The 21,881-nt window shown below is 37.6% G+C and carries 18 protein-coding genes; 14 read left to right on the forward strand and 4 right to left on the reverse strand.

Going from position 1 to position 21,881, the window contains the following annotated elements:
• Positions 1-3: 3 nt before the first annotated feature.
• The 5 genes from ACNR9Q_RS10870 to ACNR9Q_RS10890 are packed head-to-tail and all read left to right on the forward strand — an operon-like array spanning position 4 to position 7,146.
• Positions 4-1,227: a DUF4249 domain-containing protein gene (locus ACNR9Q_RS10870; RefSeq protein ID WP_419211245.1), complete on the forward strand. Its 1,224-nt coding sequence runs from the start codon at positions 4-6 to the stop codon at positions 1,225-1,227.
• Between the two features lie 29 nt (positions 1,228-1,256).
• Positions 1,257-2,489, forward strand: coding sequence for a DUF4249 domain-containing protein (locus ACNR9Q_RS10875; RefSeq protein WP_419211246.1), 1,233 nt, complete (start codon positions 1,257-1,259; stop codon positions 2,487-2,489).
• A 44-nt stretch (positions 2,490-2,533) separates the two neighbouring features.
• Positions 2,534-3,772: a DUF4249 domain-containing protein gene (locus ACNR9Q_RS10880; RefSeq protein WP_419211247.1), complete on the forward strand. Its 1,239-nt coding sequence runs from the start codon at positions 2,534-2,536 to the stop codon at positions 3,770-3,772.
• 26 nt (positions 3,773-3,798) lie between these two features.
• The gene (locus ACNR9Q_RS10885; RefSeq protein ID WP_419211248.1) at positions 3,799-5,556 is read left to right on the forward strand and encodes a hypothetical protein; all 1,758 of its coding nucleotides are present in this window, start codon (positions 3,799-3,801) and stop codon (positions 5,554-5,556) included.
• Between the two features lie 54 nt (positions 5,557-5,610).
• Positions 5,611-7,146, forward strand: coding sequence for a YifB family Mg chelatase-like AAA ATPase (locus ACNR9Q_RS10890; protein WP_419211249.1), 1,536 nt, complete (start codon positions 5,611-5,613; stop codon positions 7,144-7,146).
• Positions 7,147-7,163: 17 nt separating this feature from the next.
• Here the strand turns inward: ACNR9Q_RS10890 and ACNR9Q_RS10895 are convergent, their stop codons facing one another.
• From ACNR9Q_RS10895 to ACNR9Q_RS10910, 4 genes are all read right to left on the reverse strand, one after another.
• Positions 7,164-8,591 (reverse strand): M20 family peptidase, encoded by a 1,428-nt coding sequence (locus ACNR9Q_RS10895; protein WP_419211250.1) that lies wholly within the window; start codon positions 8,589-8,591, stop codon positions 7,164-7,166.
• 134 nt (positions 8,592-8,725) lie between these two features.
• Positions 8,726-10,159 carry a transporter substrate-binding domain-containing protein gene (locus ACNR9Q_RS10900; protein ID WP_419211251.1) on the reverse strand — a complete coding sequence of 478 codons (1,434 nt, stop codon included), beginning with the start codon at positions 10,157-10,159 and terminating at the stop codon, positions 8,726-8,728.
• A 280-nt stretch (positions 10,160-10,439) separates the two neighbouring features.
• On the reverse strand, positions 10,440-11,003 hold the full coding sequence (locus tag ACNR9Q_RS10905) for a hypothetical protein (protein ID WP_419211252.1): 564 nt from the start codon (positions 11,001-11,003) through the stop codon (positions 10,440-10,442).
• An 11-nt stretch (positions 11,004-11,014) separates the two neighbouring features.
• Positions 11,015-11,461, reverse strand: a complete 447-nt coding sequence (locus ACNR9Q_RS10910; protein WP_419211253.1) for a hypothetical protein — start codon at positions 11,459-11,461, stop codon at positions 11,015-11,017.
• Between the two features lie 214 nt (positions 11,462-11,675).
• Here ACNR9Q_RS10910 and ACNR9Q_RS10915 point away from each other — a divergent pair, with 214 nt between their 5' ends.
• From ACNR9Q_RS10915 to ilvC, 9 genes are all read left to right on the forward strand, one after another.
• Positions 11,676-12,869: an Nramp family divalent metal transporter gene (locus ACNR9Q_RS10915; RefSeq protein WP_419211254.1), complete on the forward strand. Its 1,194-nt coding sequence runs from the start codon at positions 11,676-11,678 to the stop codon at positions 12,867-12,869.
• Between the two features lie 3 nt (positions 12,870-12,872).
• A complete protein-coding gene (gene pxpA, locus ACNR9Q_RS10920; protein WP_419211255.1) occupies positions 12,873-13,613 on the forward strand; it encodes a 5-oxoprolinase subunit PxpA in 741 nt (246 codons plus the stop codon).
• Positions 13,610-14,347 (forward strand): 5-oxoprolinase subunit PxpB, encoded by a 738-nt coding sequence (pxpB, locus tag ACNR9Q_RS10925; RefSeq protein WP_419211256.1) that lies wholly within the window; start codon positions 13,610-13,612, stop codon positions 14,345-14,347. Before pxpA ends, pxpB begins: the two co-directional genes overlap by 4 nt.
• Positions 14,340-15,179 carry a biotin-dependent carboxyltransferase family protein gene (locus ACNR9Q_RS10930; protein ID WP_419211257.1) on the forward strand — a complete coding sequence of 280 codons (840 nt, stop codon included), beginning with the start codon at positions 14,340-14,342 and terminating at the stop codon, positions 15,177-15,179. Before pxpB ends, ACNR9Q_RS10930 begins: the two co-directional genes overlap by 8 nt.
• A gap of 398 nt (positions 15,180-15,577) precedes the next feature.
• Positions 15,578-17,260 (forward strand): dihydroxy-acid dehydratase, encoded by a 1,683-nt coding sequence (ilvD, locus tag ACNR9Q_RS10935; protein WP_419211258.1) that lies wholly within the window; start codon positions 15,578-15,580, stop codon positions 17,258-17,260.
• A 94-nt stretch (positions 17,261-17,354) separates the two neighbouring features.
• Positions 17,355-19,088: a biosynthetic-type acetolactate synthase large subunit gene (gene ilvB / locus ACNR9Q_RS10940; RefSeq protein ID WP_419211259.1), complete on the forward strand. Its 1,734-nt coding sequence runs from the start codon at positions 17,355-17,357 to the stop codon at positions 19,086-19,088.
• A gap of 79 nt (positions 19,089-19,167) precedes the next feature.
• Complete coding sequence (locus ACNR9Q_RS10945) at positions 19,168-19,746, forward strand: O-methyltransferase (protein WP_419211260.1); 579 nt, start codon at positions 19,168-19,170, stop codon at positions 19,744-19,746.
• A 64-nt stretch (positions 19,747-19,810) separates the two neighbouring features.
• On the forward strand, positions 19,811-20,329 hold the full coding sequence (gene ilvN / locus ACNR9Q_RS10950) for an acetolactate synthase small subunit (RefSeq protein WP_419211261.1): 519 nt from the start codon (positions 19,811-19,813) through the stop codon (positions 20,327-20,329).
• A 42-nt stretch (positions 20,330-20,371) separates the two neighbouring features.
• Positions 20,372-21,847: a ketol-acid reductoisomerase gene (gene ilvC / locus ACNR9Q_RS10955; protein ID WP_419211262.1), complete on the forward strand. Its 1,476-nt coding sequence runs from the start codon at positions 20,372-20,374 to the stop codon at positions 21,845-21,847.
• Positions 21,848-21,881 lie beyond the last annotated feature (34 nt).

The raw sequence follows: 21,881 nt of genomic DNA on the forward strand, positions 1-21,881 counted from the left end.
GGTATGACCAAAGAAAGGCAACTAGGTTTAATAACGATTTTACTACCTTTTTTGGTGCAAGGTTGTATAGAACCTTTTGAGCCTGAAACGGTCGATTTTGAGAGTAGGCTTGTTGTAGAGGCTAATATAACTAATGAGAGTAAAAATCAATTGGTAAAGATATCGAGAACTTTTGCTTTGGATACTACTGGAGTTTATGCGGAAGAGAATGCAAAGGTTCAGGTAATGGTAAATGATGAATCAACATATGACTTTAAGGATCAAGGGAATGGTACTTATGTTTCCCAGACCGCTTTCAGTGCGAAAGCTGGCTTAGGATATCGTCTATTATTCACTACTAAGGATGGAGACGAATATATATCTGAAGAAGAAATAGCCCCAGAACCAACCAAAATACATCGTATTTATGCTGAAAGAGGGTTTAAGGATGGTGGAGCGAACGAAGGGATGTTCATTTATTTGGATAGTTATGATCCCACTGGTATAAACAAATACTATAGATATGAATATGAGGAGACCTATAAAATAATTGCGCCATTTTGGAATGCTCTGGATCTTTATATAAGAAATCCTTTACCTGCCTTGGAAGTAGCGTTAAGACCTAAGGAAAGGGAAGAAAGGATTTGTTTTGGTACAAATGTTTCTAAAGCAATTATTCAGCAGAACATAACGAATTTTAAAGAGACCAGAATTTCAGGTTTTCCGGTCAGGTTTATCAATAAAGAAAATTATATTTTATCCTACAGGTACAGTAATTTGATCAAGCAACATGTACAAACGGCTGAGGCATACGCATATTATCGCGCATTGAATGATTTAGCATCTAATGGTAGTATATTCTCTCAAATACAAACTGGTTTTTTGGAAGGTAATATTAGGTCAAAAGAAAACCAAGATAGGCTTGTGATAGGTTTTTTCGAAGTAAGTAGCATTTCCCAAAAAAGATTATTTTTTAATTATGCTGACTTTTTTCCTGATGAAGAACTACCTAATTACATTGGTGAATGTGTGTTTTATCCAATTGACCCTAGAGCTAATGCATATTTTATGAGTTATGCTATAGAAACTGCAGGTCACAAGTATTATGGAACCGGGGATGGAGCAGAAAACGATGTACGACCAACAGATGGAGATACCGGTGCTGAATTTTTAATGGTAAGCAGAATATGTGGCGATTGTACTATCTTAGGAAGTAATGTAGTCCCAAATTTTTGGGAAGAGGAATAAATAAAAAGTTAACATTTAAAAAGGTGCAAATGAAACGAAATGGGACCAATTTAATAAAAAAATGGATGGCAATTGCCATTGGTCTTTTTCTGGCAAGCTGCATTGAGCCTTTTGAGCCAGAAGCGCTTGAATTTACAAGTGCCTTGGTGATTGAAGCAACCATTACCGATGAAAACAATTACCAAGAAATACTGATATCGAGAACATTTGAATTGGATACCACGGGACTTTACCGTGAAAAAGGAGCTAAAGTATCGGTGACCGGTAGCGACGGTTCCATATATGATTTTAATGAAAGCGGAAATGGTGTATATGTATCCGATGTTTCGTTTGGTGCCAAAAGAAACGTATCCTATCAGTTGAACTTTACAACAGCTGACGGAAATAGCTATAAGTCAGATAAGGTGACCACTCCACAGCCGACAGAAATAGAACGTTTGTATGCCGAGCGTGATTTTAAGGATGGCGATGTTAACGAAGGTATGTTTATTTATGTAGATAGTTATGACCCGACCGGGGCTAATCAATATTACAGATATGAGTATGAAGAGACGTATAAAATTATAGCACCTTTTTGGAGTCCGGCTGATGCTTTTGTGGTTCAGCCATTTCCTGACCCTGTTTTTGAAACACGGCCTAGAACGCGAGAGGAAAGAATTTGTTATAATACCTTAGTTTCAAAAAATGTCATCCAGGAGAATACATTGAATTTTAGCGAAAATCGAATTTCAAAGTTCCCTGTCCGTTTTATAAGTAGAAATGATTATATGCTATCACATCGATATAGTATTCTGGTGAAACAATATGTTCAGACCAGTAGTGCCTTTTCGTACTATGAAAAGGTGCGGGTCCTTTCCGAATCATCGAGTTTATTTTCACAAATTCAAACCGGCTTTTTAGAAGGCAATATCAAATCGACCATGAATAGTGAAGAAAAAGTTATAGGTTTTTTTGAAACGAGTTCGGTATCAGAAAAACGCATTTATTTTAATTATGAAGATTACTTTGCAGGAGAACGATTGCCAGATTTCGTGGTGGCCTGTGAACCATTGGCGATACCTGTATTAGAGGGAATTCCAATACCCTCTCATTCACCTTTGCAAGATGCCATTGAAAACGGGTCGTTCAAGTTTTACAATGACAATAAGGGCGACAATGGTGATGTAAATCGAGGTGCACCTTATCTAATGGTACCTACCACCTGCAGTGATTGTACGCAATTGGGGAGTAATATAGTACCTGATTTTTGGGAAGAAGATTGAAAAAATGGGGGCATTGTTAATTGATTATGTAGGAATATATTAAAATGAAAACAGTAAATAATAAAATATTTAAAAAGGGAAAAGTAATTGTATTGATTGCCATTAGTATGTTTGTTCAAGCTTGTATTGAGCCATTTGATATTGAGAAAACAGAATTTACTAGTGCGGTGGTAATTGAAGGCACCCTTACAGATCAAAATATGAAGCAACGTATATTAATTTCGAGAACCTTTCCATTAGATACAGTGGTGTCAGCTGGAATTAGTAAGGCCACAATAGTTATTAATGATAGTAACGGAATTTCGTATGAATTTATGGAAACTTCGGGAGGAGAATATGTTTCAACCACTGCTTTTGGAGCCATGTCTGGGGTAGGGTATACCTTAAGCGTAAAATTACCCGATGGTTCATCTTATATTTCGGAAGAAGTTATTTTGCCTACAAAATCGAAAATTAATGAACTCTATGTAGCTAGAGATTTTAATAATGGAGAATTAGCGGAAGGTATGTTTATTTATGTTGACAGCTTTGACCCAACAGGCCAGTCTAAATTTTATCGCTATGAATATGAAGAAACCTATAAAATAATAGCTCCATTTTGGAGTCCGGAAGATGCGTATGTAGTATCTCCTTTACCTAATCCACAAGTAGATTTTAGGGCTAGGACAAATGAAGAGCGGGTTTGCTATAAAACCGTTGAATCCAATAAAATTATTCAGGAGAATACAACAGAATATAGTGAGGATCGTGTCACCAAATTCCCGGTACGTTTTATCAATAAAGAGAATTTTATTCTTTCTCATCGTTATAGTATTCTAGTGAAACAATTTGTACAGAGTCCTGAAGCATTTACTTATTTTGAAACCTTGGAGTCAATAGCTGCTTCAGGAAGTTTGTTCTCACAGATTCAAACTGGTTTTATAGAAGGGAATATAAAATCACTTACGAATAAAGATGAAAAAGTTATTGGTTTTTTTCAGGCAAGTACAGTTTCAGAGAAACGTGTATTTTTTGATTATGCTGACTACTTTCCAGGGGAACGCTTACCAAAATATCCAACTGACTGTTCTTTAGTTTCACCTCCTTTAATTACAGAAGGTATGTCCTCTCCGTTAATCGATGCCATTAATCAAGAAACTTTAAAGTATGTGAGCGAATATGACCAGCAAACTAATCCAAATAACTATAGTGAATCGGGGCCTTTTTTAATGATTCAGACTCCTTGTGGAGATTGCACTGTTTTGGGCAGTAATATAGTACCGGATTTTTGGGTCGAAGATTAATAGCATGAAGATTTAATTGTAATGATATGAAGAAAAGTTGGAAAGTTGTCGTATTGATTTTAGTTTATGTATCCATGCTGAAAATGCATTCGCAAGGGAACACGGTTACCACTGTAAACGATGTGATTATGGAACCGTATCAAGAACAAATATACGTACATACCAATTCTAATATGGTGTTCGTGGGTGAATATTTATACTACACGATATATTGCTTAAAGGAAAATACAGGGCAATTAAGTCATATAAGTAAAATAGCGTATTTGAAATTGGTGAACGAAAATAAAGAGGTGGTTCTGAACCAAAAGATAAAACTACAAAATGGTATCGGGGATAGTAGTTTTTTTATACCTTCAAGAATACCTTCAGGTAACTACAAGTTAGTGGCCTATACCCAATGGATGCTCAATAATGGCAGAAACTATTTTTATAGTGAGGATGTTACCGTTCTAAATCCATATACTAGTGATCAAGCTGTTTTTAGAATCGAAACTAAAAATGACTCCGTAATACCTGCTTCAAACAAAATAGGGAACACCTTACATACTTCATCATATAATTCTCCAATTCGATTAGAATTGAATAAGACTAATTATACTGAACGCGAACTAATTTCCGTTAAGCTTAGTAGTTCCAATACTTCAAATACGCTTGGGAACTATTCCATATCTGTTCGTAAGGTTGATGAATTGGCAAAAAAGGTTGATAATTCCTCATTGGTGTATCAGAAACGGTACCCATCAAAAACTAAAATTGAACGGCTTATTTTACCGGAATTGCGAGGTGAGCTATTTATAGGAGAATTGACCAATAGTGAAAATGCAGTTGCTGAAAACCATACAATTGGTGTTTCGTTTCCTGGAGAGGATTATTTGTTCAAAATAGCTAGTACAGATAGGAATGGTCGTTTTTATGTAAATGTTGATGAGGAATATAATGCTGAGGAAGTGTATATGCAAGTTTTGGACAAAGGGAGTAATGATTATGAAATGAAATTAAGACCAGAAGAATCATTGGTTTTACAAGGATTAAAATTTGGCAGTTTCATTTTAAACCGTAAAATGGATTCTTTAATTACTCAACGCAGTATACATAATCAAATAGAGAATGCGTATTATAGCAGCAAACCAGATACAATCTTAATAGGGAAACCGAACGATAGATTTTACGGACCCAGCACCCTTAATTATGTTCTTGATGAGTACACTCGATTCCCTACCATAAGGGAAACTTTTATTGAAGTGGTCGAACACGTATGGATTCAAGAAAACGAAAATGGCCAAGTTAAATTCCACGTAAGGCCCATTGCCCCTTATGTAGAATCTGGTAGACTACCATTGGTTTTTGTAGATGGGGTATTATTGACTGATCATGAGCGGCTCATAAATTTATCGGCCGCTCAAGTAGAATCGATTAATATTTCGAGAAACCAGCATTTTTATGGAACAGAGACATTTCAAGGGGTGGTTGACATAACCACTTTTAAGGCAGACTTTTATAAAAGCTATTATACGGATAATTTATTGACCCATAAACTTTTCAAGCCCAACGAAAACAAGAATTATTACAGACAGTCTTATAAAGGAGATTTAAGGGAGGAATATAGACGTTTACCTGATTTTCGGTATCAATTACTTTGGGAACCTAAATTTGAAATGAAGAGTAAAGAACATACCATTGAATTTTTTAGTTCGGACATACAAGGTGAATTTGAAATTTCATTGGAGGGTTTTACAGAATCTGGAATACCTGTGTCATTAATCAAGAACTTTTGGGTTAAATAATTGAAATGAATCCTTTTAAGAAAAAAGATTACATTTAGAATCCAATTGATTAGTATGCTTACAAAAGTTTATGGTAGTGCTGTATTTGGCGTTGAAGCTACTACAATAGTTGTCGAAGTAAATGTCGATAAAGGAATAGGCTATCATTTAGTGGGATTACCTGACAATGCCATTAAGGAAAGTAACTACCGAATTGCCGCTGCGTTGCAGAATAATGGATACAAAATTCCAGGAAAAAAGATTACCATAAACATGGCTCCTGCCGATCTCCGCAAAGAAGGTTCCGCTTATGATTTGACCTTGGCTATAGGGATTTTAGCGGCCTCTAGCCAAATACAATCAGAGGATATTGAGAAATATATTATTATGGGAGAGCTTTCTCTTGATGGTAGCTTACAACCTATAAAAGGGGCCTTGCCCATCGCCATAAAAGCACAGGAAGAAGGTTTTACGGGTTTTATTCTCCCGAATGCCAATGCGCGCGAAGCTGCCATTGTAGGTAATTTAAAAGTCTATGGTGTTGACAATATCAAAAAGGTTTTAGAATTTTTTGATCAAGGAACTCCTTTGGAACAAACCATAATCGATACGCGAGAAGAATTTTACAAGAATCTTGATTTTCCTGAATTTGATTTTTCTGATGTTAAAGGGCAAGAAAGCATTAAAAGATGTATGGAAATTGCAGCAGCAGGCGGGCATAATATCATTCTTATTGGTCCGCCGGGAGCGGGAAAAACCATGTTGGCCAAGCGATTACCTTCAATATTACCCCCAATGACCTTACATGAAGCACTCGAAACCACCAAAATTCACAGTGTAGTGGGAAAAATAAAGAACATGGGTCTAATGAGCCAGCGACCGTTTAGAAGCCCTCATCATACAATATCGGACGTGGCCCTAGTTGGTGGGGGCGCTTATCCCCAGCCAGGTGAAATTTCCCTTTCTCATAATGGGGTTTTGTTTTTGGATGAGTTACCGGAATTTAAACGTGGAGTGTTAGAAGTAATGCGGCAACCCTTGGAAGACCGAGAGGTAACCATTTCTAGAGCGCGTTTCACGGTGACCTATCCGAGTAGTTTTATGTTAGTAGCCAGTATGAACCCTAGTCCGGGGGGGTATTTTAACGACCCGGATGCTCCTGTGACCTCTTCACCTGCAGAAATGCAACGGTATATGAGCAAAATATCCGGACCTTTATTGGATCGGATCGATATCCATATTGAAGTTACGCCCGTACCCTTTGAGAAATTATCCGAAGATAGAAAAGGAGAGGGCAGTGTCGAAATACGAAAACGGGTAACCGCAGCAAGGCAAATACAAACCACCCGATTTAAGGAATTGGAAAACGTTCATTATAATGCTCAAATGAATACCAAACAAATTCGGGAATATTGTACACTGGATGATAAATCGAAATCACTATTGAAAAATGCCATGGAACGTTTAAACCTTTCTGCCCGCGCCTATGACCGAATTTTAAAGGTGGCTCGAACGATTGCTGATTTAGCAGGTGAAACCGAATTAAATGGAAATCATATTTCAGAAGCCATTCAGTACAGATCGTTGGATAGAGAAGGTTGGTTGGGTTAACTACATGAAATTCTTCTTTAATTAAACTTTTTAATCAGTTGATAAGTGAACTGAATTATCTCCTTATAGTTTTCTTTACTGATTTTTTCATCTATACCATGAAATCGTGTCATGGAATTTTGGGCAAGACGGATCGGATAAAACCGATATACATCATCGGCAACTTCATAAAAATAACGTGCATCCGTTCCGCCGCCTACCAACCCTGGGACAACCACAGATTCGGGAAATACAGATCTTATCGTACTTTCCAACTTTTTGTAAGCTTCAGAATCAACTTTTGAAACAGGGGAGGGATTGGTTAAAAATCCCACGGGCTCTACCTTAATTTTATCACTTATGGTATTTATAATGTGTTCTTGTACGGACTCAATGGTTTCCCCAGGAAGAATCCTAAAATTAATGGTTGCTTCTGCCACGGTCGGAATTACATTGTTCTTTACCCCTCCATCAATAATCGTTGGTGCGGTTGTGGTATGCGCGTTTAAGCCTTCAAGAATGGGTTTTTTGAACAACCAAGGATTCGCAAACGCAACCTTTTTCATGAACGGAAGTTCGGGCCCCATATACTCTAGTTGATAATTGATGGGGTCAACGAGTTTGTAAGGAAATTGATTGTTCTCAAGGTCGACTATTGCTTTGGCTAACATGCCTATGGTATTCTCCTTTGGAGGAGCTGAACTATGACCACCTTTCGTTTCCACAATAAGACGGAATGATGCAAAACCTTTTTCAGCCAAATTTACGACTGCCACAGTCTCCTCGATTCCTGGTACAAGACCATCTGCCAAGAAACCACCTTCATCGATTGCCATTGCGGCATCGATTCCCCGTTCTTTTAATAGTGCAGCAATTTTGGCGGCCCCATTGGAGCCTCCTACTTCCTCATCATGACCAAAAGCTAAGTATATAGTCTGGGAGGGGGTGAAATTCTCACTCAGTAAACGCTCAACTGATTCCATCAGGGCCATTAGAGAACTTTTATCATCAAGAGTACCTCTGCCTATAATATCTGTGGTAGTGATCTTTCCTTCAAAGGGACCAGCTTCCCAATCACTTAATGTGGGTTGGTCTACGGGTACAACGTCTTGGTGAGACATTAAAATAATCGGTTTTTTGTTCGGGTCACTACCTTTCCATGTATAAAGCAGACTATATTCATTTACTTTTTCTAAGGTTAATTTCTCATGAATGAGTGGATATGTTTCTTCTAGGAACCGATGAAATCCCTTAAAGACTGTGGAATCTGGTATGGCATCCTCACTAAATGAAATGGTAGGATATTGAATTGCCTTTGACAGATTCTCGTAAACCGTATTGGGAACCTCGATTTTTTCAATGGATTCTGATGCTACCTGTTTTGAATTTAGAGATAGCGTATTGATTAGTAGGACACTTAAAATAACCACAATAGCGATCAAAAGAGCGTAAAGTATTTTTTTCATAATAGGTTGGTTTGGTGATTTTTTGCAATTAAAAAGCACAAGTTATAATAAATACCTTCACTGCCGCTTGCAGCGTTTATTATTATGGATTTCTATATTTGGGGTAGAAAAATTTAGTGAATTGTAATTCAAATTTATTCCTCAATGAAATTCACATAGTGTTCATACCGTTCGAAGATTTGATTCACGTAGTTATAAGGTTCAATACCGTTTACATACCCATAATCGATTGAAGGATGATTATAGTTTTGTGGATAACTAAGGGCCAATAGCATTTCATTGACATTACCGTCCCAAACATCTGGATCGAATTTGTTTAGCTTCGCTAAAATTCGCGCATCTTTTATGTGATAGTAACCACTATTATAAGCGCCCATGGTAAATTTGATACGCTGAATAGTATCGGATACTTCCTCAAAATTATCGTAAATACTTTTTAGATATTTGGAACCTGCATTTATGTTATCTATTGGCTCCAAACTATTTTCAACTCCTAATTCGGCTGCTGTATTGGGCATAAGTTGCATTAAGCCCTCAGCTCCGGTCCACGAACTTGCTTCTAAATCAAATTGCGATTCTTGGTAGACTAGCGACGCTAATAGTCTCCAATCCCATCCTAAGGTTTTTGCGTTTTCTTTGATGAGGTCATCGTATTTACTTATTTGATTATTGGTAAGGCTGTAAAATTCACTTTGCACACGGCGATTGAAATTACGTTTGTTCCTGAAGTACTTGTTGTAAATGACATAGTAATCGTTCTTCTTTTTTTCTTCTTTGACCCAGTCGTTGATTTCTGCCAATAGGTCGGTCGAATTCTTATGAACGGCCCATGCAATGCGTTGAGAAAAACTAACGGGAACGGAAACATCTAGAATGGGAAAAAAAGAGGCATTTATTTGAGCAAGATTTTTATCGGCGAGGGTATATTTAATATCCCCATCCGCCACCATTTTGATAATTTCAGCAGTGGCTAATTTTCCTTTCAGGGTATCTATGATGATTTTTCCTCCAATCTCTTTAGATAGATTCTGTAATCGGTCAAAATAGGAAGAATTGAAGCGAACGGAGACGGTATCGTTAATCAATTGTATCGGGTCTAGTATCAGTTGTTCTTTAATTTTATCCAAAGTTAAACTTCGCCAGTTCTTGGGTTTACGTTGTACCAATACCTGGTTGGTCAAGTAAAGATAATCTGTAAATGCAACCTGTTTTTTACGTTCGGTGGTCACCGCTAAACCGTAGGCAACAATATCGATAGTTCCTTTATTTAATTCAGATAGAAGCGAGTCCAGATCTTCAGAAACCGTAATTTCCAATTCAAGATTAAAATGTTCGGCAAGTCGTTCCAAGAGTTCATATTCATAACCCATTGGCCTTCCTTTGTATAAAAAATAACTGGTGCTGCTATAGGCGATTAGTGCCCTTAGTTTGCCATCCTTTTTTATATCGTCAAGATCTCTACATTTAAAATCGGTATCGTTATCAAGTGAATTAAGTTTGTCACTTTTGGTGTTACAGCATAAAAATATAATACCGAACAAACTTATAACAGAGATTTTTTTTAACATAGATTGAAGTGGGTTATCACTTTCTCGAAAAATGGCCAGATGTCAATAATAGGATAGCCTCGTCGTCATTATTTAAATCTTTTTAGTTTGGATAAAATCGAAAATATATTCAAAATATACTTTTTCGATATAATTGTCGGCCAGGAAAACCTATAAGAAACTAAACTTATCGTACTTGACCGTAGTGTGTTTCAATTTTTTTAGATTTATTCGATTTGTATAAGGTACGAAAAACTTGATCGGTAGTTAGTTCTGCGTAACTAAGCAATAGTAATGGATACTAAGAGAATAGCTCCTCGTTATTCGATTCCTCTTTCGAGGATTTCTGAGAGGTGAAAATATCCTTTAAAATATAACTTGTGACAATTGTAAGGCCGATGGTCAAGGTAGGTATCGAATGATTCCAGTTTAGCAAATGCATTAATCCTCCTAAGATAATGGTAAGAACACCGATGACCATAATGAAATTCCAAATTATATCGGTTATGCTATTTTCTGGCTTGCGATCTTTATCCATAAAATAGGAGGTGCCTTCCATCGCAAACCATGCTATAAATGTTATCCCTGTTCCTATTTGAAAAAACAGGGTGTACGAAAAATCTAAAATATGTAACAAGCCGTTCATAGTCCAAAAAAGTACCAATCCCATTTTTATGATATCGATGGATTTTTTCTTTTTCTTTTTTGCAAATCGTAAAGTATATAATAGCAGAATTGCCGCAAAGGAAGTAAAAACGATACCTGCTGAATAAGGCCAATTCAATACCTTCATGAGCATTCCTAGCAGCAATGTCGATAGGGCGGCCCTAATCGGATTCTTAAATGCTTTTTTGGAATTTTTCATGTGCTTAGATTTTAATTGATCATTTTGATGTTCGCTTTTAGTCCGTCCATAATTCCTATAATATTATTGACAGTTTCATTTAAATAATAACGGACTACGATATGGGGAATGCGAATGGTTGTAAATCCATTTTGGAAAGAATGCATCGCTTCCTCTAAATTGTTTATGGCTTCATGCTCGGTAAGCTCATCATATTTAGAATCTATTTCTATATTGAGCTTTACTCGGGGAATGGCGATATCAATGGATTTTTTACCATCCCACCATTCTAACATTGATTTAACGCCAGCTTCTTTTAATGCATAATATAATTGAATAGCCTCTAGCGGGGTATCATGTTTTTCGATTAGTGGTTCAATGCGTTCATAATGTTTTGCGCATAGTTCGACGCCTACACTGTCCATGGCGTTCTTAAGGTCTATATAATCAAGTTCTTTCTTACATTCTAAGCAAATCATTAGTAGGTTAAGTTTAAGGTTCGGGGATAATTATAACCTCGATATTTTAAGAATAGTATTTAATTTCGATGAACGACATCCAACTTTTAGACGAACTACATTTTTTTAGATTAACGGCATTTTCAAATGTTAAAATTGTGGTGAAATAGATGTTGTGCAGGGTTAGGGTTTCCATATTTTGAGATTATATTTACATGAATCATAGTCCTTATAAATGTTTAAGAAATTAGGTCCGGGTGTTCTTGTTGCTGCAGCTTTCATTGGTCCGGGTACAGTAACAGCATGTACGCTGGCAGGTGTAAATTTTGGGTTTAGCTTATTATGGGCCATGTTATTGTCTATTATTGCCACCTATGTACTACAAGAAATGTCGGCAAGATTAGGAATCATAACCCAAAACGGTTTAGCCGATGTTATTAAACAAGAGCTTACAAATCCTTGGATTAAAAATAGTGTTATTGGTCTTATTTTTTCAGCAATTATTATAGGTAACGCTTCGTACGAAGCAGGTAATATTGGGGGTGCGACGTTGGGGATGGAAGCTTTATTCGGCTCCTTATACGGTAGTTGGTACCCAACCGTTTTAGGGGTACTGGCTTTTCTTTTACTTTATTTCGGCAACTATAAATCCTTGGAAAAGTTGTTCATTTTTCTAGTACTTATTATGAGCCTTTCTTTTGTTTTGACTGCATTTTTAACCCAGCCCAATCTATGGGAATTGATCAAGGGCATGTTTGTTCCAAGTATTCCTGAGGATGGAATATTGACGATCATCGCTTTGGTAGGAACCACCGTTGTCCCTTATAACCTTTTCTTACATGCTGCCTTGGTGAGTGAAAAGTGGAAATCAAAAAATGCTTTGAAGTTGGCTAAGCGAGATACTTTTGTGTCGATAGTACTTGGGGGGATCGTATCCATTTCGATCATTGTTTCTGCAGCGGCCATAAAGGCAACAGAAGTGAATTCTATTATGGACATGGCTAAAGCTATGGAACCCTTATATGGTTCAGCGGCATTATATTTTATGGGAATAGGCATGTTTGCCGCAGGAATCACATCTGCAATAACGGCCCCGCTTGCGGCAGCCTATGTAGCGAATAGTTGTTTTGGGTGGAAGGCCGACTTCAAGGATGTAAAGTTTCGATTCATTTGGATATTGATATTAGTACTTGGAGTTCTTTTTCTATCCTTCGGAATAAAACCGATTGAAATTATAAAATTTGCACAGGTAGCGAACGGGTTACTTTTGCCAATCATTGCCATCTTTTTGCTTTGGGTGGTAAATAGGGCAGGGGTAATGGGTATTCATAGAAACAGTAAGTTTCAAAATGTTATAGGAATCGCTATTATTTTACTTGCCGTTGTGTTAGGTGCTAAAAGTATTTTAACCGTATTTGGATTACTTTAGGAGATGAACAGATATATCGATATAAATTGTGATGTTGGGGAAGGAATAGGAAATGAATCCGATTTGTTTCCCATGATCAGTTCGTGCAATATAGCATGTGGGGGTCACGCCGGTTCAAAGGAAACTATACGAACATGTTTACGATTGGCCCAAAAGTATAAGGTCAATATTGGGGCACATCCTTCCTATCCGGACAGGGAAAATTTTGGACGGATTTCAATGGATATGCCGGAAAGGGAATTCATCGAGAGCGTACAAGGGCAAATGGAACTGTTTCTAAACGAATGTGATAGTTTAGGAGTATCCTTACATCATATAAAACCCCATGGCGCGCTCTATAACGATATCGCCAAGGATACTTCAAAAGCACAATTGTTCCTTACAGCGATAAATCCTTATAAAGCGAATGTGTTTCTGTATGTTCCGTTCGGTAGCGTCATTGAAGAATTGGCGTTAACCCAAAATTTTGAAGTGAAACGAGAGGCTTTTGCGGATCGGAATTATAATGCAGATTTGAGTCTCGTTTCTAGAAAACAGAAAAATGCCTTGCTAACGAAAGCTAAAGATGTGCTAGATCATGTACTGCTTATGTTCGACGAAAACATGGTGAAAAGTATTGACGGACAAAAAATTCCTTTGATGGCGGACACATATTGTATTCATGGAGATACCCCTTCCGCATTTCAAATTTTGACGTATATTACAGAGCGTTTTGCGAATCTTAATATACAATTTAAACTGTGAATTCCCCTCCTATTACCGTTAAGCCCTTTGGAGCGCATGCCATATTAGTGGAGTGGCCCAATGAGGTAAATGAAAATATTCTGGAAAGTATTCTGCGTTTCGAATCATTTTTAAGTGATGAAGCATTACGCGATAGAGATTGGGAAATGGTCACTTCGTATAATTCTTTATTGATAACGAATAGAAAAAAACAGATCGATTTTGAACGTATATTAAAGAGTATTTTAAAATGGTATGATGAGGTAAGGGAAACAAAGCATCCGGATCGATTTCTTTGGCGCTTACCCGTATCCTATGACCTTGATTTTGGGTTGGATTTGCAAGAAGTTGCTACGAAACTTAATAAAACCATTCCAGAAATTATAGCATTGCATACGGCTCCCATGTATACCGTATATGGAATTGGTTTTTTGCCAGGTTTCATGTATTTGGGCGGGTTGGAAAAGGAGTTGGAAGTTCCTCGAAAGGCAACGCCACGAATGAAGGTAGTCAAAGGTGCTGTAGGAATAGCCGGCAAGCAAGCCGGAATCTATCCGCAAGAATCCCCTGGGGGGTGGAATATCATCGGAAATTGCTCCGTACCCATTTTTGATGCAACTAAAGAAAGTCCCTGTTTTGTAAATGTTGGGGATAAAATCCAATTTTATGAAATTTCAAGGGCAGAATACGATCTTCACAAAATAGAAGCAGAAGTAGGTATCTATAAACCGGAAAAAATCAAGATAAATGCTTAAGGTATTGAAAGCTGGTTTTTATACTACCGTTCAAGATGCAGGTAGATTTCATTATAGGAACAAAGGAGTTCCTGTTTCTGGCGTTATGGACGAAATGACGGTATTTAAGGTGAATTCTTTGTTGGAGAATGAAATTTCTGCGGCCGTTTTGGAAATCACAATGACGGGGCCAACTTTGGTGTTTGAAGAGGAAACCTATATGGCACTTGGAGGCGCAGAAATGTCGGCCACCCTGAACAACCTCCCCATTCAAAATTATAAAGTCTATCAAATTGAAGTAGGCGATATCCTTTCGTTCGGACATTTGAATAAAGGTTTTAGGGCTTATTTGGGAGTGAGAGGGGGCTTTACTTCAAAAGAGATATTGGGGAGTAAGTCTTATTTTAAACCTATTACTAAAGAGAATCGATTACAGGACAAGGATATTGTCCCCTACGCGTACAACAAATTATTCCAACCGAAAATTTCTGAAATTAAAGTAGATTCATTTTTAGACGATTCGGTTTTGATAGTAAGTAAAGCGCCAGAATTCGAGTTGTTGACCGATAAACAATTAGAAGAAATTTTCTCGAAGCAGTTTACCGTTGCGCATGAAAATAATAGAATGGCTTACCAAATAAAGGAAACGATAACGCCCCATGAAATTTCCATGATAACTTCTGCAACCTTGCCAGGTACGGTACAGTTGACACCATCGGGAAAATTGATCGTTTTGATGAAGGATGGGCAAACTACGGGTGGTTATCCAAGAATTGTTCAGTTAACGGATAAATCCATTTGTATATTGGCCCAAAAAAGGGAAGGGGACTTGGTCAGTTTTAAACTTGTTTAAGTAGTGAGGTTCTTACAGAGGATAATTCTAAAAGTTATTTTTTCTGTTTATTAATTTTATGTATTATTGTAGTATGAATTATAAATTTTCTATAAATAATGTCATTGTAGTCATTCCTCCTGAGGAATGATATAGCTTTTCATTAATTTTGAAAAACCTGTATCAGATTCATTTGATGCAGGTTTTTTTTATAGTTCATGACGAAAGTAAGGTTGTTTTAAAGCATTGAATATGATATTAATAATGAACATAAGTTATTGATTATTAATGATGTAAGTATTTTTTAAGCAAAGTGAATTTGTACTGTCGGTTTTTGTTAAAAAAGTAAGCTTTTATAAACTTTTATCTTTGATTAATACATATCTCTTAAAATAAAAAACGCATACCAGAATTATATTATGGAATTGAATAAATACAGTAAATCTGTTACCCAAGATCCTAGTTTACCAGCCGCTCAGGCAATGTTACATGCAATCGGTTTAACGGATGAAGATTTAAGAAAACCCCTTATCGGAATTGCAAGTACAGGTTATGAGGGAAACCCATGTAATATGCATCTTAACGATTTGGCTACTTATGTTAAAAAAGGAGCTGAAAATGCTGATCTAGTCGGCTTGATTTTTAATACCATCGGGGTGAGCGATGGTATATCTAACGGTACACCGGGTATGCGATTTTCATTGCCGTCAAGAGACCTTATTGCCGATTCTATGGAAACTGTAGTGCAGGCAATGAGTTATGATGGTTTGGTCACTGTAGTGGGCTGCGATAAGAATATGCCCGGTGCATTAATGGCGATGTTACGATTGAACAGACCTTCTATTTTAGTCTATGGGGGTACTATTGCTTCAGGCTGTCATAACGGCAAAAAACTGGATATTATTTCCGCTTTTGAAGCGTATGGGCAGAAAGTGGCGGGAACAATAGATGATTCTGAATTTAAAGAAGTCGTACATAAAGCTTGTCCAGGCGCCGGTGCTTGCGGTGGTATGTATACGGCGAATACAATGGCTTCTGCAATTGAAGCATTGGGAATGTCACTACCATTTAATTCTTCGAACCCCGCAGTAAGCAAAGGGAATATTAAGGAAGAAGAATCTATTAAGGCTGGTGAAGCATTATGTTTATTATTGGAAAAGGATATTAAACCTTCTGATATTGTAACCAAAGAGTCCTTGGAAAATGCATTTAAATTAGTGACCGTGCTCGGAGGTTCTACGAATGCAGTTTTACACTTTTTGGCAATCGCAAAGGCCGCTAAGGTAGAATTCACACTGAACGATTTTAAGAAAATAAGTGATACTACTCCATTATTGGCAGATTTAAAACCAAGTGGTAAATATTCTATGGAGGATCTTCATGGAGTGGGAGGAATTCCTGGTGTCTTAAAGTATATGTTGGATAATGATATGCTTCATGGCAACTGTTTGACCGTAACCGGTAAGACACTAGCCGAGAATTTAGAAGATGTTCCGAACTTATTGGAGAATCAGGATATTATCAGAACACTTGATAATCCTATTAAGAATTCTGGACATATTAGGATTTTATTCGGTAACCTGGCCACAGAGGGTGCCGTAGCTAAAATTACAGGCAAAGAAGGTTTGTCGTTTCGTGGAACGGCAAATGTATTTAATAGTGAAACAGAAGTTAACCTAGGTATTAAGAATGGTTTGATTAAGAAAGGAGATGTTGTGATCATTCGTTATGAAGGTCCAAAAGGTGCCCCAGGTATGCCAGAAATGCTTAAACCTACATCATCGATAATGGGAGCAGGATTGGGAAAAGATGTTGCGTTGATTACAGATGGTAGATTTTCTGGAGGTTCCCATGGTTTTGTGGTAGGCCATGTAGCTCCAGAAGCGCAAGTTGGGGGCAATATAGCTTTAGTTGAGAATGGTGATATGATAGCTATTGATGCGGAAAAAAACACGATAAATATTGAGATTTCTGACGAAGAACTGGCGAAAAGAAAGAAAAATTGGATAGCTCCCAAGCTCAAATTCGATCGTGGAGTACTTTATAAATATGCTAGAACAGTATCGTCAGCGTCTAAAGGTTGTGTAACCGATGAATTTTAGTTAAGACAGAGGTAGCTAACCTATTAAGTGATGTGAGTGTAGTAATGAATCAGGTAGTGGTTTTGAATGTGGTACCTGAATTTGATCATTAATTATGGAAACAATAAAAGAAAAGAAAAAAGAGGTACAGACACAGAATACAATTAAGATTTCTGGAGCTGAAGCGATTATACATTGTTTATTGGCAGAAGGTGTGGAAACCATTTATGGGTATCCGGGTGGTGCCATAATGCCCGTGTATGACGAATTGTATAAATTTCAAGATAAGCTCACCCATATTTTGACCCGTCATGAACAAGGGGCTACCCATGCGGCTCAAGGCTATGCACGGGTATCCGGTAGAGTGGGTGTGGCCATAGCGACTTCTGGTCCTGGTGCTACCAATTTAGTGACGGGTCTTGCAGATGCCCAAATTGATTCTACCCCAATGGTATGTATAACGGGTCAAGTGACTAGACAATTATTGGGATCAGATGCTTTTCAAGAAACCGATATTATAGGAATTTCAACGCCGGTTACCAAATGGAATTACCAAGTAACCGAAGCTGACGAAATTCCAGAAATACTCGCAAAGGCTTTTTATATTGCAAGGTCAGGTAGACCAGGTCCGGTTTTGGTAGATATAACCAAAAATGCCCAAATAGATGACTTTGATTTTTCGTATGAGAAATGCACAGGTGTTCGTAGTTACAAGCCCGTTCCCAAACCGGAGATATCGGCGATTGAAGCTGCCGCCGAATTGATAAATAATGCTAAAAAGCCTTTTATCGTTTGGGGACAGGGAATAATTCTTGGTCAGGCAGAACAGGAGTTGAAGCAACTGGTTGAAAAGACAGGCATACCGGCGGCATGGACCATTATGGGAGTTTCTGCATTACCTACAGATCATCCTTTAAATGTAGGTATGGTAGGTATGCACGGTAATTATGGACCAAACCTTTTAACAAATGAGTGTGATGTTTTGGTGGCCATAGGTATGCGATTCGATGATCGTGTTACCGGTAGATTGACCGATTACGCAACCCAAGCAAAAGTGATTCACTTTGAGATTGACCCAGCTGAGATAAACAAAAATGTTCATGCAGATGTTGCCGTTTTGGGGAATTCAAAAGAAACGTTAGGGCTGCTATTACCATTATTAAAAGCGAACAAGCATGAAGCTTGGCATAATATATTTAAGGATAAATATCAAATCGAATTCGATACCATCATAAAGAATGATATTCACCCCACAAAAAAGGGGTTAACGATGGGTGAGGTAATCGAAGAAATTAATCTTGCTTCCGATAACAAAGCGGTCATTGTATCCGATGTAGGTCAACACCAAATGATCGCGTGTAGATATGCCAAATTTTCACAGACGAAAAGTAACATTACTTCGGGCGGATTAGGAACGATGGGTTTTGCGCTACCTGCTGCAATTGGAGCTAAAATGGGTGCTATGGATAGGGAAGTCGTTGCTATTATCGGCGATGGAGGGTATCAAATGACCATTCAGGAATTAGGGGTTATATTTCAACATAACGTACCGGTAAAAATTGTTGTTTTGAACAATGATCATTTAGGCATGGTACGTCAATGGCAAGAATTGTTCTTTGAAAAAAGATATGCCTCTACGGTAATGGTAAACCCAGATTTCGTGAAGATTGCGGAAGGGTATAGTATCGAAGCAAAGAGGATATCGGAACGTAAGGATTTGAAATCTACCATTCAGGAAATGATGGCATCCAAAAAACCATATTTCCTAGAAGTGAAAGTAGAACAAGAGGACAATGTGTTCCCAATGATACCCTCAGGGGCATCGGTTTCTGAAATTAGATTGCAATAACCTTGTGTTTGCCCAATTTAAATTTTGCGTAAAAAAAAATCCCTGAAAGTATAGTACAAACCTACAGTTAAAATTATTCATGAACGATTCCAACATACAGAACATCCCAAAAATCCATGCGGAAATTGAACGTAAATCTGAAGAAATAGGGTTTACTATGCCATCTGATCTGTACGTGGGTAGTTTTCTTAAGACCTTGATTTCCTCAAAACCAAAAGGTAATTTTTTGGAAATCGGAACGGGAATAGGATTGAGTCTATCTTGGATGGTTGAAGGAATGGACAACGGTTCTAAATTAATATCCATAGATAATGATCAAGAATTGATAACGATCGCTCAAAGTTATTTTGGTGATGATGAGCGCGTAGAATTGGTTTGCATGGATGGAACGGAATGGTTGAAAGAATATACCGGTTCAAAGTTCGATTTGATTTTTGCCGATGCCTGGCCCGGAAAGTATAGTGAAATTGAAGAGGTACTGGATTTGGTTAAAGTAGGAGGGTTCTATGTTGTCGATGATATGAAGAGACAACCCAATTGGCCCGAAGGACATGAGAATCATGTTCAACGTTTAATCGATTATTTAGAAGGACGAGATGATTTTCAAATCACAAAAATGAATTGGTCCACAGGGCTGATCTTAGCAGTTAAAAAATAGTAAAGAATTAATTAATACGTAGCCATAAAATTCTTTTGGAACAAAAGAATAGGAACAATAGCTTATGGAAAATAAATGGTTTACCATATCAGTATATTCAGAAAACAATGTTGGATTACTGAACAGAATTTCGGGAATATTTTTAAAAAGACATATCAATATAGAGAGTTTAAACGTCTCAAAATCTGAAATCGATGATGTTTCAAAATTCACGATTGTAGTGCATACCACAGAAAAATGGGTACATAATATTGTCGGTCAAATCGAAAAGCAGATTGAGGTAATAAAGGCGTTTTATCATACAGATGACGAAACCATTTATCAAGAATCCGCTTTGTTTAAGATTGCATCGGGACTGCTGTTCGATGAGCGTCAAATTCAAAATATCATCAAAGAGGCCAATGCACAGATTGTAACGGTTTCCCGTGATTTCTTTGTATTGGCAAAAAGTGGAAGAAGAAACGAGATTGACGAAATGCACGATCAATTAAAACCATATGGTATCATGCAATTTGTTCGTTCTGGTCGAATTTCGGTAACCAAAGACGTCATGCAGATTTCGGCAATCCTTAAAGAATTTTAAAAAAATTAATCATAATCAATAATCAAATAAAGTAAATATAAAATGGCCAATTATTTTAATACACTATCCTTAAGAGATCAATTAAAGCAACTTGGAAAATGTAGATTTATGGATTCTTCTGAGTTTGCAGATGGTGTAAATGCTTTAAAAGGCAAAAAAATAGTCATCGTAGGATGCGGTGCCCAAGGATTGAATCAAGGTCTGAACATGAGAGATTCAGGTTTGGATATTTCGTATGCCTTACGTGATGCTGCTATCAAAGAAAAAAGACAATCCTATATCAATGCAACTGAGAACGGATTCACTGTTGGCACTTATGAAGAATTGATTCCAAGTGCCGATGTAGTTATCAATCTTACTCCAGATAAACAACACACCGCTGTCGTAGGCGCCGTTATGCCTTTGATGAAAAAAGGAGCGACATTATCGTATTCTCATGGTTTTAATATCGTTGAGGAAGGTACCCAGGTACGTGAAGATTTAACGGTAATTATGGTAGCCCCTAAAAGCCCGGGTTCTGAGGTTCGTGAAGAATACAAAAGAGGGTTTGGCGTACCGACCTTAATTGCGGTGCACCCAGAGAACGATCCAGAAGGAAAAGGTTTGGAGCAAGCAAAAGCTTATGCGGCAGGTACAGGCGGACATAAAGCAGGTGTTTTAGAGTCTTCTTTCGTAGCTGAAGTAAAATCTGATTTAATGGGAGAGCAGACTATTCTTTGTGGTTTGTTACAAACAGGTTCAATTCTTTGTTTCGATAAAATGATTGAGAAGGGAATCGATGCCGGTTATGCTTCCAAATTGATTCAATACGGATGGGAAACCATTACGGAAGGAATGAAATATGGCGGTATAACCAATATGATGGACCGTTTAAGCAACCCTTCAAAAATAAAAGCGTTCGAGTTGTCTGAAGAATTGAAGGATATTATGCGTCCGCTGTTCCAGAAACATATGGATGACATTATGACCGGGCATTTTTCTAAAACCATGATGGAAGATTGGGCCAATGATGATAAAAATCTATTGACCTGGAGGGCGGAAACCGGTGAAACGGCCTTCGAGAAAACGCCAGCGGGTGACCAAGAAATAACCGAACAGGAATTTTATGATAATGGTGTGCTAATGGTCGCCATGGTAAGGGCAGGGGTTGAACTGGCTTTTGAAGCGATGACCGAATCGGGTATTATTGATGAGTCTGCGTATTATGAATCATTACATGAAACACCATTGATTGCAAATACTATTGCACGTAAGAAATTGTTTGAAATGAACCGTGTTATTTCAGATACTGCTGAATATGGTTGCTATCTTTTTGATCACGCCTGTAAGCCGCTTTTGGCCGATTTCATGAAAAAGATAGATACCGATGTGATTGGTAAAAACTTTTCTGAAGGTATGGATAATGATGTTGACAATGCTACATTGATTGCAGTAAACAAAGCCTTGCGTGAGCACCCAGTAGAAATTGTAGGGGCACGTTTACGTGAATCTATGACAGCGATGAAGCCCATCGTTTAAATTTTTAGATTTACATAGAGGTTCTTATTGTCCG

Origin of the sequence: Maribacter sp. X9, from assembly GCF_048537565.1 — a bacterium.
Taxonomy (GTDB): Bacteria; Bacteroidota; Bacteroidia; order Flavobacteriales; family Flavobacteriaceae; genus Maribacter.